General features: G+C 63.9%; 15 protein-coding genes and 1 tRNA gene. 8 read left to right on the forward strand and 8 right to left on the reverse strand.

Annotated elements, in window-relative coordinates; genetic code table 11:
• The first annotated feature begins 7 nt into the window (after positions 1-7).
• Complete coding sequence (locus tag MY494_RS04165; RefSeq protein WP_247911480.1) at positions 8-475, forward strand: hypothetical protein; 468 nt, start codon at positions 8-10, stop codon at positions 473-475.
• Here the strand turns inward: MY494_RS04165 and MY494_RS04170 are convergent.
• Positions 472-1,464: an RpoD/SigA family RNA polymerase sigma factor gene (locus MY494_RS04170; protein WP_247911481.1), complete on the reverse strand. Its 993-nt coding sequence runs from the start codon at positions 1,462-1,464 to the stop codon at positions 472-474. The two genes, MY494_RS04165 and MY494_RS04170, sit on opposite strands and share 4 nt — an antisense overlap.
• 100 nt (positions 1,465-1,564) lie before the next feature.
• Between MY494_RS04170 and MY494_RS04175 the strand changes: the two genes are divergently transcribed.
• Positions 1,565-2,272 (forward strand): pseudouridine synthase, encoded by a 708-nt coding sequence (locus MY494_RS04175; RefSeq protein ID WP_247911482.1) that lies wholly within the window; start codon positions 1,565-1,567, stop codon positions 2,270-2,272.
• A gap of 17 nt (positions 2,273-2,289) precedes the next feature.
• Positions 2,290-3,192 carry a RodZ family helix-turn-helix domain-containing protein gene (locus tag MY494_RS04180; RefSeq protein WP_247911483.1) on the forward strand — a complete coding sequence of 301 codons (903 nt, stop codon included), beginning with the start codon at positions 2,290-2,292 and terminating at the stop codon, positions 3,190-3,192.
• On the opposite strand, the gene malQ is transcribed toward MY494_RS04180, so the two are convergent.
• Together malQ and MY494_RS04190 are read right to left on the reverse strand one after the other, a co-directional pair.
• Complete coding sequence (malQ, locus tag MY494_RS04185) at positions 3,174-4,664, reverse strand: 4-alpha-glucanotransferase (protein WP_247911484.1); 1,491 nt, start codon at positions 4,662-4,664, stop codon at positions 3,174-3,176. The two genes, MY494_RS04180 and malQ, sit on opposite strands and share 19 nt — an antisense overlap.
• Positions 4,661-5,878 (reverse strand): Coenzyme F420 hydrogenase/dehydrogenase, beta subunit C-terminal domain, encoded by a 1,218-nt coding sequence (locus MY494_RS04190; RefSeq protein ID WP_247911485.1) that lies wholly within the window; start codon positions 5,876-5,878, stop codon positions 4,661-4,663. Before MY494_RS04190 ends, malQ begins: the two co-directional genes overlap by 4 nt.
• Before the next feature lie 105 nt (positions 5,879-5,983).
• Here MY494_RS04190 and MY494_RS04195 point away from each other — a divergent pair, with 105 nt between their 5' ends.
• Positions 5,984-6,925 carry an LCP family protein gene (locus tag MY494_RS04195; RefSeq protein WP_247911486.1) on the forward strand — a complete coding sequence of 314 codons (942 nt, stop codon included), beginning with the start codon at positions 5,984-5,986 and terminating at the stop codon, positions 6,923-6,925.
• Here MY494_RS04195 and MY494_RS04200 read toward each other — a convergent pair.
• A complete protein-coding gene (locus tag MY494_RS04200) occupies positions 6,861-7,406 on the reverse strand; it encodes a hypothetical protein (protein WP_247911487.1) in 546 nt (181 codons plus the stop codon). The genes MY494_RS04195 and MY494_RS04200 overlap by 65 nt on opposite strands.
• Before the next feature lie 80 nt (positions 7,407-7,486).
• Here MY494_RS04200 and MY494_RS04205 point away from each other — a divergent pair, with 80 nt between their 5' ends.
• Together MY494_RS04205 and MY494_RS04210 are read left to right on the forward strand one after the other, a co-directional pair.
• Positions 7,487-8,482, forward strand: a complete 996-nt coding sequence (locus MY494_RS04205) for a ribose-phosphate pyrophosphokinase (RefSeq protein WP_247911488.1) — start codon at positions 7,487-7,489, stop codon at positions 8,480-8,482.
• Positions 8,479-9,624, forward strand: coding sequence for a glycoside hydrolase family 10 protein (locus MY494_RS04210; RefSeq protein ID WP_247911489.1), 1,146 nt, complete (start codon positions 8,479-8,481; stop codon positions 9,622-9,624). The genes MY494_RS04205 and MY494_RS04210 overlap by 4 nt, the downstream gene beginning before the upstream one ends.
• Here MY494_RS04210 and pepN read toward each other — a convergent pair.
• From pepN to MY494_RS04225, 3 genes are all read right to left on the reverse strand, one after another.
• Complete coding sequence (gene pepN, locus MY494_RS04215) at positions 9,621-12,329, reverse strand: aminopeptidase N (protein WP_247911490.1); 2,709 nt, start codon at positions 12,327-12,329, stop codon at positions 9,621-9,623. The genes MY494_RS04210 and pepN overlap by 4 nt on opposite strands.
• A gap of 257 nt (positions 12,330-12,586) precedes the next feature.
• Positions 12,587-12,994: a cAMP phosphodiesterase gene (locus MY494_RS04220; RefSeq protein ID WP_247911491.1), complete on the reverse strand. Its 408-nt coding sequence runs from the start codon at positions 12,992-12,994 to the stop codon at positions 12,587-12,589.
• Positions 12,995-13,052: 58 nt separating this feature from the next.
• Positions 13,053-13,589 carry a hypothetical protein gene (locus tag MY494_RS04225; RefSeq protein WP_247911492.1) on the reverse strand — a complete coding sequence of 179 codons (537 nt, stop codon included), beginning with the start codon at positions 13,587-13,589 and terminating at the stop codon, positions 13,053-13,055.
• Between the two features lie 256 nt (positions 13,590-13,845).
• Between MY494_RS04225 and MY494_RS04230 the strand changes: the two genes are divergently transcribed.
• A complete protein-coding gene (locus tag MY494_RS04230) occupies positions 13,846-14,964 on the forward strand; it encodes a histidine kinase (RefSeq protein WP_247911946.1) in 1,119 nt (372 codons plus the stop codon).
• A 123-nt stretch (positions 14,965-15,087) separates the two neighbouring features.
• Positions 15,088-15,160: transfer RNA gene (locus MY494_RS04235), tRNA-Glu, on the forward strand.
• A 106-nt stretch (positions 15,161-15,266) separates the two neighbouring features.
• On the opposite strand, the gene MY494_RS04240 is transcribed toward MY494_RS04235, so the two are convergent.
• On the reverse strand, positions 15,267-15,737 hold the full coding sequence (locus tag MY494_RS04240) for an SRPBCC family protein (protein ID WP_247911947.1): 471 nt from the start codon (positions 15,735-15,737) through the stop codon (positions 15,267-15,269).
• Between the last annotated feature and the right edge of the window lie 24 nt (positions 15,738-15,761).

Here is a 15,761-nt window from a genome sequence, read left to right on the forward strand (position 1 = left end):
ACCACCAATGTCCCTGGCCCCGATCAACCTGAGCGAAGCCGCCCTGGACTTCGCGACAGGGGACTTCGGTGACCTGGAGCCTGGCGACATCCTGCTGGAGTTTGCCCCGATGTTCCAGCCGCCGTACGTGGTGGCGGGCATAGGTCTGGCGATGGGCATCCTCTGCGGGCTGACCTTCGCCAAGCTCGTGCAGAACAAGCTGGACGGCTGGAAGCAGGACCGTCTGGCCTTACTGCCCCTGGGGAACTTCGAGACCAATCTCCCCTACAGCGGGATCATCATCGGCATCACCCTGTTCATCGGCGGCAGCCTCCAGATCTTCGGCTTTGCCTCCGGAGCAGCGCTGCTGGTGGCCTTCGTGCTCTCCATGGCCACCGCCGGCGCCCTTTGGGTTCAGCTGGAGCGGCTGATGAGCCAGGTGGAGAACGGCACCTTCAGCGCCGTGGACTTCGACAACTTCGACGAGTTCTTTTAAGCAGCGAGATAGGCGTGCATCGCTTCTGAGCGCCGGCGCAGCTCTTCATGGGCCTTGCGCTCGAGGCTGCGGGCACGGTCACGGCTCATCTCCAGGGAGCGCGCGATGGAGCTCAGGCTCATCGGCTCCTCGCAATCGATGCCGTAACGCATCTTCAGGACGCGCCCCTGCAGGTCCGGCAGTTGGTCCAGCAGACCACGCATGTCCATCCGCAGGCACTCCCCATCCACCAGCTCTGACGGCTGAGTGCCATCGGCCGCCAGCAGGTCCAGCAGCTCCGTGTCATCCCCATCGCCAACCTTGGTCTCCAGGCTCACGGGCTGACGCGCGCGGCAGAGCAGGTCCTTCACCTCCTCCTCCGGCAGGTCCACAAATTCCGCCAGCTCCGTCACGGTCGGGGTGCGGCCCAGCTCTTGGCTGAGCTCCCGCTGGCCCTTCTTGAGCTTGTTCAGCGTCTCGGTGATGTGGATCGGCAGACGGATCGTTCTGCTCTTCTCCGCAATCGCCCGCGTGATCCCCTGGCGGATCCACCAATACGCATAGGTACTGAACTTGTAGCCCCGGGTCGGGTCGAACTTCTCGACGCCCCGCACCAGGCCGATGGTTCCCTCCTGGATCAAGTCCAGGAGCTCCATGTTCCGCTTGGTGTACTTCTTGGCCACGCTCACCACCAAGCGCAAGTTGGCGGCCACCATCCGCTCCTTGGCGCGCTGACCACTACGGAGCCTTTTCTTGAGTTGCACGGGGGTCAGGCCGGCCTCCTTCGCCAAGACAGCAGCCGAGGGCTTCTCCACCCCCTCGCGGCTGGCCAGCTCCTGCTCCAGCACCTCTAGCGCCACCAATTCCTGGACCTGACGGCCCAGGGTGATCTCCTGCTCGTGGGTCAGCAGCGGCACCCGGCCGATGTCCCGCAGATACGAGCGCACCAGATCCGTTCCACCGGCCAGCGCGGTGTCGCGGTCAGCACGAAGAATCGGAACGGAGGGCATCAGCAAAAACGACTTACGAAACCCATGTGTTTCGTAAAGCTGTTGCTGAACCGTATCACTTTTTTCTGGAGAGCAAAATGCTTATGGGCACAGCGCTGAGATGGCCGCCGAACGACTGCAAAAGCTGATCGCCCAGGCGGGGGTCTGCTCCAGGCGCCGCGCTGAGGAACTCCTCAGGAACGGCCGTGTCACGGTCAATGGCCAGCGGGCCCAGCTTGGGGACAAGGCCGATCCCAACAGCGATGCCATCGCCCTCGATGGCCAACCCCTGGGCGCTTCAGCCGAATCGATGGTGCTGCTGCTGAACAAGCCAGCGGGGGTCCTTAGCAGCTGCTTTGACCCAGAAGGCCGGCCGATCGTGCTGGACCTGCTGCCAGCGGAGTTAGCCCGAGGCCAGGGACTGCACCCAGTGGGGCGCCTGGACTTTGAAAGCCGAGGGGCCCTCTTGCTCAGCAACGACGGAGCCCTCACCCTGGAGCTGACCCACCCGCGCTTCGCCCACAGGAAGACGTACCGGGTCCGCGTCCAAGGCCGACCAAGCCAACGGGTCCTGGATCAGTGGGCCCGCGGGGTCAGCCTCGATGGGGTGCCCTCCCAAGCCGTGCAGGTCAGCGTCGCCGAAACAGAGCCAGATCACACCGTGCTGGAGCTGGTCATGAGCGAGGGCAAAAATCGCCAGATTCGCCGCACCGCAGAGCTTTTGGGTCACCGTGTTGTCGATTTGCAGCGGATCGCCATCGGCCCCATTCATCTCGGAGCACTGCCAGAGGGTCGCTGGAGACGAATAAACGCCCAAGAATGGGACTAACAAGCTGATCGGCCGGAATGCCTCGGTTCGCCCTGCCCATCCCAGGTCTGGCCCGTTTGCTGGGCCGAGGGAACAGTGCGGCGAGTTCAGGCACGGACAGCCCTGAACCCGAAGACCCCTTGCTGGAGGTCGGCCGGCGCCTGAAGCTTGAGCGGGAATCCCGAGGTCTGAACCTCCGGCAGATGGCCCTTGAGACCAAGATAAGCACCCCAGTGCTCGAAGCCCTGGAGCGGGGCTGGCGCGATCGACTGCCGGAGGGGGCCTACCTCAAGTCCATGATCCCGCTGCTGGAGGGGTACCTGAATCTGCCCAGCGGCAGCCTTGCCGCAGCACTCCCCAAGCAAAGCGAGGCCAGCTCGAAGCCGGGCATGGTGCAACGCTTCACCCCGGGCTCGATCGATGTCTTCAACAGCTGGCAGGGCACCGTCCTCTATGGGGCCATCACCCTGGGCCTGATCTACGGCCTGAACCTGCAGCAGCGCCAACTCGCCGCGGCCAACCTGCTCACGTACCAGCCCATTCCAGCCCTGAAGCCCAGCGAGCAGTCCAAACCGGTCCAAGCCGGGGACAACCTGCTGATGGCCTACCCAGATCTGCGGCCGCTGGAGCGCGCCAAGCGCGGCACTGGCCAAACCGCCCTGCGCCTACAACTCCAGGACCCGAAGCAAGAAGGACAAGGGGTGCTGGAACTGAACCTGAGCCAGGCCAGTGCGCTGAACCTCAGCAGTGATGGGGGCCAGCGCACCCGCCTCAGCGGCAGCAAGGGGCAACTGGTGCTGCAGCTGCAACCGCCCCTACAACTCTCGATCGCGCCAGCCCCCAAAACCGGCGAGGTGATCTGGAACGGCAAGCCCCTAGCCGCCCTTCCCGAGCAGCCGGAACAGTTCCAAGTGCCGGCCCCTCAGCCGCAGCGCCCGTAGCGACGAGCCAGCTCCCCGTAGCCCTGAAGCGGACCAGCCAGCGAAGCAATGGACTGGGGCAGACGCCAGCGCCAGTTGCCCTCCGTCGTCCCAGGAGTGTTGAAACGGGCCTCATCCCCCAGATGCAGCAGGTCCTGCAGGGGGACCAGGGCCCAACCGGCGCTGGAGCGCAGGGCTAACTCCAGCAACTGCCAACCCGGGGCGTGAACAGGACCGGTCAGGGCCTCCACTTGCGCGCGCTGCTCAGGGCTGAGCTGCTGCCACCAACCGATGCAGGTGGCGTTGTCATGGGTGCCGGTGTACACGACCCAATGCTCTCCCTCAATGTTGCTTGGGAGATAGGGATTGTCTGGGTTGCCGTCGAAGGCGAATTGCAGGATCTTCATTCCCGGCAGGGCAAAGCGATCCCGCAGAGCCTCCACCTCAGGCGTGATCACCCCAAGGTCTTCGGCGATCAAGGGCAAGGGAGAGGGCAGACGCCGCTGCAACTGGCGCAAGAGGCTGGCTCCGGGCGTAGGGACCCAGCGGCCCCGCTCGGCGGTTGCATCAGCGCCGGGAACGATCCAGGCCGCCTCCAGAGCCCGGAAGTGATCAATGCGCAGCAGATCAAACACCTCGAGCTGACGGCGCAGGCGGCGCTTCCACCAGCGGAAACGGCTCAAGCGATGCAGGGACCAGCGGTAGACGGGCGTGCCCCAGAGCTGACCGGTCTCTGAGAAGTAATCCGGCGGCACACCGCTCTGCTGCTTGAGACGTCCCAAGCGATCCACCGAGAAGAGGCGGCGATGGCTCCAGACATCGGCACTGTCATGGGCGACATAAAAAGGAATGTCGCCGATCACCTGCACGCCGGCGCGGCGGGCGTGATCGAGCAGCTGCTGCCACTGCACTTGCAGCTGCCACTGGAGCAGGGCTTCCCGCAGCAACGCCTGCTGTTGCGCCTGATCAAAGGCCTTCAGGGTTGAGCGCTGACGGCGAGCCAGAGGAGCGGGCCAAGACCACCAGGGCAGGCCGCCCTGGAGTTGTTTCAGCACGACAAAGCGGCAGTGGTCCCTGAGCCAGTGGTCTTCCTGCCCTCGCCATGCATCAAAAGCCTGGCGAACCCCCTCATCCCAGCTCGGGTAGCGCTGCAGCAGCGCATCAGCCAAACCGGCGGAGCGGCGATGGGCCAGATCGAAGTCCAGCGATGCTTGCTGCTCGGCGGTGGGAAGGTCGCTCAGGTCCCCTTGGCTGAGCAGCCCGGCAGCCACCAATGCCTCTGCATCGAGAAACCAGGGATTCAGCGCAAACGCACTGGGGGCGCTGTAGGGGGAGCCCAGGCCGTCGGTGGGCGCCAGGGGCAACACCTGCCAAGCCTGGATGCCGTGGCTGGCGAGCGCATCGACCCACTGGTGGGCAGCGGCGCCAAAGGTCCCGCAGGCCGGTGTTCCCGGCAGGGCCGTGACGTGCAGCAGAACCCCAGCACCTCTCATGGGTTGGGGAGCTTGTAGCGGCTAATGATCCGCTTAGCGAACGCTGGAATGTGGGCGTCCACCTTCTCGGGGTGATTGCGCCGCAACCAGAGGGCGTTGCGGGTGAAGTGGGAGTCGATGGAGAAACGGCCGTACTCCAGGCCCTGGGGACCGAAGCGCCCCACAAAGCAGCCAATGATGTTGGCCAGCCAGATCGGCAGCTTGAGCGCCTTGTCATAGGCCTCAATGCCCTGTTGCACCGCCGCCTGGCGCTGTCCGCGGCTGGTCACCGGTGCGACGTCGAGCTCAGCCTCAACGAGATCAAGCAGTTGCTGGCCGCGGGGGTTGCGCACCGTGAGCCATTGACGGCCAAACGTCGCCCCCATGTAGCCAACCACCAGGTCAGCGCCGGCATTGGTGTAGTCAAAGCAGCTCAGACAGCTCGGCGCGAAGACGTTTTTGAGCTTGGGGGTATCCAGGCCAAAGAAAGGAACCGTCTCCTCACGGCCATCGCTGTGGCGGAAATGGATCCGGAAGTCCTGCATGAACTCGTAATGGACCACGGTCTCCGGGGAGCTCACGGTGGTCTCCAGAAACGTCTGCAGGCCCTCGCGAGAAACGTTGTCGGTGCAGGGCAGGCCCAGCACGTAGAGCTGATCGAGGGGCAGGGTGGACTCCACCGCCCGCAGGGCCTGGATCTGGCAGCCCACGCCGATGGCCAGGAGGTTGCGGATGCCACTGCCCGGCAGCTGCTCCAGCACCTCCAGGTTGGGGGAGAGGGTGGGTTTGTTCACCCGGGCGCTCAGCACCTCCTCAGGGGTACGGGCCAAACGGGGAACAGGAGTGAAGCGATCGTCCTCGCTTTGCCCCACACAGAGCACGGCATCCACCAGGCCGCTCTCCAGGGCCAGGACGCCAATGCGGCTGGCAATGCCCGTCCACTGGGCACCCGCGATGGGTTGCTGCAGGCGGGCGGTGAGCATCTTCTGCTGCACCCCGAAATAGAGCTCGTCTTCGTTCTCGAGATCGCGGCTGCGGCCATGGGCCGCGGTTTCCATGGCCTCGAAGCGCTGGTTCAAAAAGGCACAGCTGTCCTTGACGTAGGCCACCCAGCGGCTGTCGCAGAGGCCACACTGGCTGCAGAGATCCCTGGCCGGATAGGTGCTGCCCTTGGCCAGGGGCCTGGCCCTCTCATGGGGCAGCGATGAGCCTGGAGATGAGGCGGCGACTGACAAGGACTTGGCCGGGCGAAGGCACAACCTATCGGGCATGACTGCAACAACGGCGTCAGCCCCAGGCGACCTACGTCAAAGTGGTGCGTCCTTGTTTGCTGCCCGTCCATGGCCACCGCTGGGAATCGCCAGCAGCGCAGTGCTCGCCAACGGGCGTCCATCCGCCTTTTGGCCGCCGGAGCGGGAATCGTGGCTGGCCTGGGCGCCCTGAGCCTGGTCTGGCCCCTGCAGGACCACTCCGCCAAAGAGGACGGCCCGCCCAGCGCCGATGCCCTGGCAGAACGTCCCAACCAAGCCTTGAATGTGCTGCTGATCGGCTCCGATGCGGACCGTCAAGGCGCCATCGCCAACGGAGCCGCCCCCGCTGGACCCGCCAACAGCGATGCCCTGCTGCTGGTCCACATCGACCCTGCAGGCCCCGTGCAGGTAATGAATCTGCCGATCGAAGGAGCGGTGCGCCTCCCCGGTGATGCGACGCCCGTTCCCCTCGGCAGCCTCTACAGGCGCGGTGGCGCCGCCCTGGTCGCCAGCGCCAGTGCTGAACTGCTGGGACTCTCAGACGGGGAGCCGCAGCGTTACGCCGTGATTCCCCGCACCGCCCTGCGGGAGCTCGTGGATGGGTTGGGACGCCTGGAGCTGGCACCCGATCGGACCATGGCCTATTCGGATCAGAGCCAGAAGCTGACCATCGCCCTTCAAGGGGGCCTGCAACGGCTCAACGGCGCCCAGGTGGAGCAGTATCTGCGCTTCCGTGACACGCTCAATGGTGAGGAGCGCCGGCGCGATCGCCAAGAGCAAACCCTCGCCACACTGCTGAGGCAGATGCGTCAGGGGGCCCAGCTCAAGCGGCTTCCGTCACTGGTGGCAGAGCTCCGCCCCCAGGTGGACACCAACCTCAGTCCCCAGGAGGCGCTGAGCCTTCTGGCGGTGGCGCTGCAACCCGGGCAAACCGTGCAGTTCAACAGCCTCAGCCTGCGGCCGGCCCTCAATGGGAAGGCTTCGATGCGGGAGCTGGAGGAGCAGCGGCTGCAGCCCCGCTGGCCGCAATAAAACGCAACCGCAGCTCCGCCAAGGCTTCCTGATCGCCGGAAGAGGTGGGCAAATGCCCCAGCCAGGGGAGTCCCTCGGCGCGTCGCTCCGCCGGCCGCCAGTCCCCACCCACTTGGATCAACCCCAAGAGGGGAACCCGGTAGTGGCGCAGCAGCGCCCAGTGGCTGCGGGCCAAGCCGGCGGCGCGGTCCGCCTCGCTGCAGACCAGACAGCTTGGAATACGCCAGGCCCCCAATGCCTCCGCCCAGCAATCGAATCCAGACAGGGTCTGACCGGGGTCCAAGGCCAAGGGTTGGATCCAGCCTGGGGGCTCCGCCGTCAATGCTTGAAACGACGGGTTGCGATCCAGGAGATCGCCCTCCCAGGCTGGCAGAAGCCGCAACTGACAGAGCTCAGCCAACGCGGTGGCAGCCGCACCCATGCGCCCCCCCGGAGCCACCAAAAACACCCCTGAAGCGGCACTGGAGTGGGAGCGATTCATCAACGGTTGGGGCTCCAGGGTGCTGACCGCGAACCGAGCGGCTTCTACGATCGGAGTTCTACCGTCCAGCCAGCGGCCCCGTGACCAGTTTCCTGACCGCAGAACGGGTCGATCAGGCGAGCATGGGCCACGACACCAAGCGTCTGCGGCTATTCAGCGGCACCTCAAACCAAGCCCTCTCCCGTGAGATCGGGGCCTACCTGGGCGTCCCGGACGGTCCCCGGGTAATCAAACGCTTTGCCGATGGGGAGCTCTACATCCAGATCCAGGAATCGATCCGGGGCTGCGATGTCTTCCTGATCCAACCCACCTGCGCTCCGGTGAACGATCACCTGATGGAGCTTCTGGTGATGGTTGATGCCTGCAAACGGGCCTCCGCCCGGCAGATCACCGCTGTGATCCCCTACTACGGCTATGCCCGGGCGGATCGCAAGACCGCTGGGCGCGAGTCGATTACCGCCAAGTTGGTGGCCAACCTGCTGGCCAAGTCCGGCGTGGATCGGGTCCTGGCCATGGACCTGCACTCGGCCCAGATCCAGGGCTATTTCGATATTCCCTGCGACCACATCTACGGCTCCCCGGTGCTGGTGGACTATCTCTCCGGCAGGGACCTGGGGGATGTGGTGGTGGTCTCCCCGGACGTCGGTGGCGTGGCCCGGGCCCGGGCCTTCGCCAAGCAGCTCAATGACGCGCCCCTGGCGATCATCGACAAGCGACGCTCCGGTCACAACGTGGCCGAGAGCCTCACGGTGATCGGTGATGTGGCCGGCAAGACCGCGATCGTGATCGACGACATGATCGACACCGGCGGCACGATCTGTGCCGGTGCTCGCCTGCTGCGCCAAAACGGAGCCACCCAGGTGCTGGCCTGCGCCACCCACGCCGTCTTCTCCCCTCCAGCGGTGGAACGGCTGTCAGAACCCGGGCTGTTTGAGGAGGTGATCGTCACCAACTCCATCCCCCTGAGCGATGACCGCCGCTTCCCCCAGCTTCAGGTGCTCTCGGTGGCCAACATGCTCGGTGAAGCGATCTGGCGCATCCACGATGAGAGCTCGGTGAGCTCGATGTTCCGTTGAGATCAGGCCTGAAGCGCAGTCTGGCCATCGGGGCCAGTCTGTTGCTCTCAGGGCTGCTGGCCCCCCTGACCGCCCTGGCGAAGGACCCCGAGCCCAGGCGCATCGGGGTCTGGCTCACCAACAGCCCAAGCCCGCTCTATTACACGAAGCAACGGATCAACGCGGCCGTTGACGAGCTCAGTGCAGCTGGCTTCAACACCCTCTACCCCAACGTCTGGAGCCGCGGCACGACCTTCCACCGGAGCCGCTGGGCGCCGATGGAACCAGCCCTGTTCCAGAGCGACCCCAACCACGATCCGATCTGCCGTTTCACCGAAGCCGCCCACCGGCGCGGCCTGCGGGTCATCCCCTGGTTTGAGTACGGCCTCATGGAGCCGGCGGATGCGGCGGTTGTCGGCCAGCATCCGGAATGGGTTCTGCAGAACAGAGCCGGCCGCAGCAGCGTTTCGATGCACGGCAAGGACATGGTCTGGCTCAACCCCGCCCACCCTGGGGTACGGAAGCGCTTTCTCGGGCTGATCGGCGAGATCGTGCAGCGCTGCAAGGTCGATGGCATTCAGCTCGATGACCACTTCGCCTGGCCCGTTGAACTGGGGTACGACCCCTACACCCGCCAGCTCTACCGCCAGGACACAGGACAAGACCCTCCCGAGCTCCACACCGACCGGGCCTGGATGAACTGGAGACGCCGGCAACTGACAGGCCTACTGCGGGAGCTGCGCCGCACGCTGAAGGAAAGCGGCCAGGGCAGTCCCTACGTCAGCCTCTCTCCGGGACCGTTCCGCTTTGCCTACAACCACTGGCTACAGGACTGGGAGATCTGGGCCCTGGGGGGACTGATCGATGAGCTGGTGGTGCAGAACTATGCCTATTCCCTCGCCGGCTTTGAAAAGGATCTGCAGCAGCCCGCGCTGACCAAGTCCAGCAGTTGGGGCATCCCAGTTGAGATCGGCATCCTGGCGGGCTTTGGCGGACGCACCACGCCGTTGCCGGACCTGAGTGAACGGGTCAAGTTGGCCGCCGCCCGCGGCCACGGAGTCATTTATTTCTACTGGGAGGGCCTATGGGGGGCCCATGCCGGTCCGGAGGGAGCCGCCCTACGGCGCGAAGGCCTGAAGCAGCTCCACCAGGCCCTGCCCTAGGCCAACTGCAGGCACTGATCCACCACTTCCCGGCTGTTCGGGGAGAGGGGCGCCGCGGACAACTGCTTCAGCGCCTCCAACATCCGTTCGGAACGCTCAGCGCCATAGCTCTGCCAACGGCTAAACACCTTGGCCATCCGCGAGGCCGTGATCGGATTGCGCTGATCCAAGGCGGCGACCTGCTCAGCCATGAAGCGATAGCCACGGCCATCGAGCGCATGGAATTGGCTGACATTGCTGGCAAATCCCCCAAGAACCGCCCGCAGGGAATTCGGCGCTGCCGGATCAAAGCGCGGGTGATCCATCAACTCCCGCACGCGCCTGACCCCATCGCCGAAGGGAGTGGCGGCCTCCAGGCCAAACCAGGCATCGAGGATCACGGGCTTGTCCTGCCAACGGTCGTGGAAGGCCTGCAGGGCCGCGGTGCGCTCAGCACTCTCCATGGACTGCAGGGCCCGCAAACCAGCGCGGGAGAGGGTCATCGAAGGGCCCGACACCGCCGCAGCCGCCTCGGCACGAACCCCCGCATCGCCGGCGGCCACCCGCCAACTCCAAACGGTGGCCGTGAGGTCCCGGTCACCCACCCCTTCAGGCCAGCTCTGCTGCCATTGACTGCGGCAGGAGGCCAAGACCGATTCGAGGGGATCCTTCAGCTCCTCACCCAACCGGCTGCGCAGGGCCAAGACCGCCTCAAACAAGGCCGGTGGGTCGACCGTCCCGCTCTGGGCCAAGGCCGCATCCTCCAGCTCCGGCAATCCGGGGAAGGCCATCAGCGCACTGCGGTACGAATCCCCCAGGTCCCCTTCCAGCAGGATCCGCTCAAAGGCGGCCACCAAGCCTTCTTCCAGCTCATCATTGATCGAGCCTGCAGCTCGCTCGAGCAGGGCCTGACGCAGCAGAACCTGGCCGGCATCCCAGCGGGCAAAGGATTCGCTATCGCAGGCCAGCAGGTGCAGCAGCTCGTTGCTGGGGCGCTCCATCTCGACCCGCACCGGGGCGGAGAATCCGCGGGGCAAGGACACCGCCGGTGGGTGGGAATGGGCCTCGAGCCCCACGAACAGCAGTTGCTGCTCCTCGCGGTCGATCACGAACAAGCGACTGGCACTGCCCCACTCAGCAGAGAGGCCTGCTGCTGCAACGTCTTGGGCGTGCTCCCCGGGCAACTGGAGCGGCAATGGATCTCCGCCTTGCCCCACCAGGCCCAGCACCAGGGGGATCACCACCGGTTCTTTCTGGGGTTGACCAGGTGTGGCCGAAGTGCTCTGACGGATCGTCAGCTGCAGGGTGCCGGCGTCGCCATCCCAGTGACGCTCAATCTGCAGCTGGGGCGTGCCCGCCTGGCTGTACCAGCGGCGAAACTGCTGAAAATCAAAGCGGGGCAACGCCGCGCCGGCCGCCCAGGCCTGCTGGGCTGCATCCTCCATCGCCTGAACGAAGTCCTGGCATGTGGCAGCGGTGCCGTCATGACGGCTCACATAGAGAGCCATGCCCCGCATGAACGTCTCCTCTCCCAGCAGGGTGTGCAAGACGCGGATGACTTCAGACCCCTTCTCATAAATCGTCGTTGTGTAGAAGTTGTCGATCGCCTGGTAGTGATCCGGCTGAATCGGATGGGCAGTCGGGCCGGCATCTTCGCGGAACTGGGTGTTGCGCAGCAGCGCCACATCCTCGATGCGCTTCACCTCCGGTGAATGCAAATCCGCCGTGAAACTGGCATCACGGAACACCGTCAGTCCCTCTTTCAAGGAGAGCTGGAACCAGTCCCGGCAGGTGATGCGGTTGCCCGTCCAGTTGTGGAAGTACTCGTGGCCGATGACGCTTTCGATGCGCTCCAACTCGGCATCGGTGGCCGTCTCAGCATCCGCCAGGACCAACTTCGAGTTAAAGATATTGAGACTCTTGTTCTCCATCGCGCCCATGTTGAAGTGGCGCACCGCAACGAGGTTGAACTCGTCGAGGTCGTACTCGAGGCCGTAGCGACTCTCGTCCCAGGCCATCGAGCGCTTCAGCGAAGCCATCGCATGGGCCGTGAAGGGAGCATCCCCAGGCTCAACATGAATCCGCAGCTGAACCGTCCGGCCGCTGCAGGTCACGAATTGATCGCGCACCTCCTCCAGGGCGCCCGCGACCAAGGCGAACAGATAGGAGGGCTTGGGGAAGGGGTCGTCCCAGACGGCGTAGTGACGGCCGGCATCCCCAGGAAGCAAGCCCGTCTCCAAGCAGTTGCCGTTGGAGAGCAGCACCGGGCAGCTGGCTTGATCCGCTTCGATGCGCACCCGGAAACGACTCAGGAGATCAGGGCGATCCGGATGGAAAGTGATCCGCCGGAACCCCTCGGCCTCGCATTGCGTCGTGAAGAGGCCACCGCTGACGTAGAGACCCTCCAGGCTGGTGTTGGTCTGGGGCTGAATCTTGACCCGGGTACGCAGGCGGCAGGCCGCTGCCGGTGGTGCGAGCAACACCAACTTGCTGCTCTCCAGGCGGTAGGCCTCGGCAGCGAGAGGCTGGCCATCGAGCTCAATCGAGAGCAGCTCCAGTTGCTCCCCCAAAAACTCCCAGGGAGCCGCATCGGATGCAGCTCCTACGGGAAGCAGCTGAAACTCCGCATCAACAATGGTGTGATCGGCATGCAGCTGGAACAACAGCTGGGTCTGCTCGATCGTGAACGGGGCCGGGCGGTAGTCAGCGAGACGAACGGTGGCCATGCGGGGGAACAATCACCAAGGAACGGGACCCTCCAAGGCGCCACGCTGCAGCCCATCTGAGAGCCGAGCAGAGCACCAAGGGGGATCGCCCATGCCCAACCATCCTGGCGAGAGAGCGCATAGGCCGCCGCCCTCCCGCTCAAGCCGCCCATGGCAGAGCCAACGATCCGCATGAGCCAAAGCGGGAGCGGGCAGCAGGATCAGCACGGGGGATGTCACGGCGCAGGCCAGCGCTCGGACCTACAACCAGATGCGACTCAAGGCTTTTTGACTGGGACCTTGGGTTGGGGAGCTCGAGCCTTCACCGCTTCATCCACCTTGGTCTTCACATCGGCCGGGACCTCATTGGGGCAGACCTCCACAGCACCCAGCACGGCTGAATTGATCGACCCACGGCGCAGTTCTTCAATCGAAAGGGGCTTGGTGCCCACTTGAGCGATCTGCGACTGGTGCCCGCCCTGGATCACCTGGGCGATCGTTTCCCCAGCAATCGCAACGGCCTTATCGAAGTCCGTTCCCGCCGCGCGAGCAATGCAGACGTTGAGTGCGGCAATGCGCGTGTAGAGGTTCATCTCCGCCTCGGATGCAGGGGCGGCTTGAACCGAGAGCGGTGCGAACCACAGGACCACAGGCAGGATCAACAGACCGAGACGGCTTCGAGTCACTCGCACTGGCGGAAGCAGCATTCGTTGTTCAATCCTGCTGCATCAAGGCGCCCTGCCTCTAGCTATCGCTACGTAACGGGGGCCCCGCCTCTTCAACCCGAATTTCATGGTGGGTTTCCACCAGTTCGAGGTTCCCGTCACACCAGGAATAAATGGAACGCGCCCGGAACTGGTCTTGATTCACAAGACGGATGTGCTCAAGGATGTCCCACTCCCGATAGTGCGACTCAAAAACGACCTCGTGCTCATCCACCTGGCGGATCTGGCTTTTCGTTGGTGAGCCGCAGAGGTAGCCGCGACTGCGACGCAGCTGATGGCCGCACAGGGTGGCGTCCATGGAGCCCTCGCGGACATAGCGCGGCTTGATTTCAAAGAAGTCGTATTCCTTTTCTGGCCACCAGGAGAAGCGATAACGCGGTTCAGATTCAGCCTGATCTTCAAAGGTTTCAACCCGCAGGAACATGTCTGCCCTGAGGATCTCATCATCCGGGAAAAAATATTGGCGACGCGAACGCCATAGACCCAAGTTGCGGTTGAACCATCGCCGCAAGGTCGTATCAAATTGAATACGCCCGGTCCTTGAAGCGGAAGGCACCCACGAGACCGGATGGACTCGAGTCGATAGTTCCCGATGATGGACCACTGGGACTAACCAGACAACGACTCGTCACAGTCGTCATAGCGAGGCCAGCAGCACTTGAAAAACCCCCATATCGTGAAACCACAATTTCTCCAGGTTTCACCCGCCGGTGCACTCTGCTGGGGACCCAATCCCCGACGGAAACGAGCTAATCCGTAGGCCCCCTACGGAAGGCCTTCTTGTGCCTGCAGATCCGAAGGAAACAGACCCGCTGGAGCTCGACGACGAGGACTCCCCCCGGCGGCCACATCTGAAGTTGCTACTGGTGGCCGGCACCCGTCACCGGGCCAGTGCTGATGTACGCAGCCTGGTGGCATTCCTCGAGAAGGAGGACTTTGGCTTTGAAGTCAGCCTTGAGCTGGCGGACCCTGCCCAGCGGCCTGAGCTACTGGAGCTTCATCGACTGGTGGCCACCCCAGCGCTGATCAAGCTGGAGCCAGCACCCAAGCAGGTGTTTGCCGGAAACATGCTCCTGCAACAGCTGCGCAATTGGCTGCCCCGCTGGCAGCAGTTGGAGGTGGTGAGCGGACTGGGCATGAGCCTTAGGCCCGCGGAAAGCGACGGCAGCCGCACCCAACGGGAACTGCAACTGGAAGACCAGGTCTTGGTGCTACGCCAAGAGAACGAAACGCTGATCGAGCGCCTTCGGGGGCAGGAGCGTCTGCTGCGGATGGTGGCCCACGAACTGCGGACACCTCTGACGGCATCAAAGCTGGCTCTCCAAAGCCTCAACCTCGGACAAATCGATCAGACCCGCTTCCGAGATGTCCTCGATCGCCGGCTCGATGACATCGAACAGTTGTCCAAAGACCTACTGGAAGTCGGAACGACGCGCTGGGAAGCCCTGTTCAATCCGCAGCGCATTGCCATGGGCCCCCTGGCCGCCGAGGCCATCCTTGAACTGGAGAAACGCTGGGTTGGCCGAGGTCTCGAGCTGATCACCGATATCCCAAGCGACCTGCCGGATGTCTACGCCGACCAACGGCGGATGCGTCAGGTCTTCCTGAACCTGCTGGAGAACGCCTTCAAGTACACCCCAGACGGGGGCCAGGTCCGAATGGCGATCTTTCACCGGACCAGCCAGTGGCTTGAGGTCAGCGTTTGCGATTCCGGACCAGGGATTCCCGTCGATGAACAGGAACGAATTTTTCAAGATCGCGTGCGGCTGCCGCAGACCTCCTCAACCACCTCGGGGTTCGGGGTCGGGCTATCGGTCTGCCGGCGCATCACCGAAGTGCATGGCGGCCGGATCTGGGTGGTTTCAGAGCCGGACGAAGGGGCCTGCTTCTACTTCACCGTGCCCGTCTGGGACGGCCAAGGGGCCAGTTGAGTTGCAGGACATGACCTTGATTGACGAAGGGCCCCTCTGACCCGTAATTTCTTTCCATCGGGCGCGCCTCTCAAACGGCAAGCGCTGCAAGGGGAAACGTTTTTCCTTGTTATCCGAGTCCTAGCCCCCATCGTCTAGAGGCCTAGGACACCTCCCTTTCACGGAGGCGACAGGGGTTCGAATCCCCTTGGGGGTATCCAGAGAAGAGCGGCTTCGGCCGCTTTTTTTGTGACTACTTTTGCGCGGAACTGCCGTGCAATCGAACGGTCCAAAGACGGAGAGACCGCAGTCTCAATGGCCGATCAAGCCAAGGCTTCTCGGCGCTGCGCTTCAGCTTGAACCGCACGCAAATTGGCAGCCAGATCTTCCTGCAGGCGTTGCTCAATCAGTCCGATCGGCATGCCGACGCAGCCCTGAACCGTGAGCTCATAGAGCAAGGTCGTGGTCTGGCCGTCCGATCCAATGGTCCAGGCACCATCAAAGCGGCGAAAATCTCCCTTCAACAGTGTGAAGGTGAGCTGACGGTCCTCAGGATGCTCTGTGAGTTCAAGCTGCACTCGAGCTTTGAATTGCATCCCCATGAACCGCTGAGCTCCCTCCTGCTCCAGACCGACCACAGCACCCCGTCGCCACAGCAAACGGGAGATTTGGAGATTGGGAATGAATTGACTAAGCCGGTCGTAATCGGTCAAGACCGCCCAGATCCAGCTCGGATCGATGGCGAGTCGAAGCTGAACCGCAAGCCGGCGGGTCCCCCCCGGCAAACGCTCCATGTCCTGCTGAATGGTGTCAAGCGA

Source organism: Synechococcus sp. A10-1-5-1, from assembly GCF_023115425.1.
GTDB lineage: Bacteria > Cyanobacteriota > Cyanobacteriia > PCC-6307 > Cyanobiaceae > Vulcanococcus.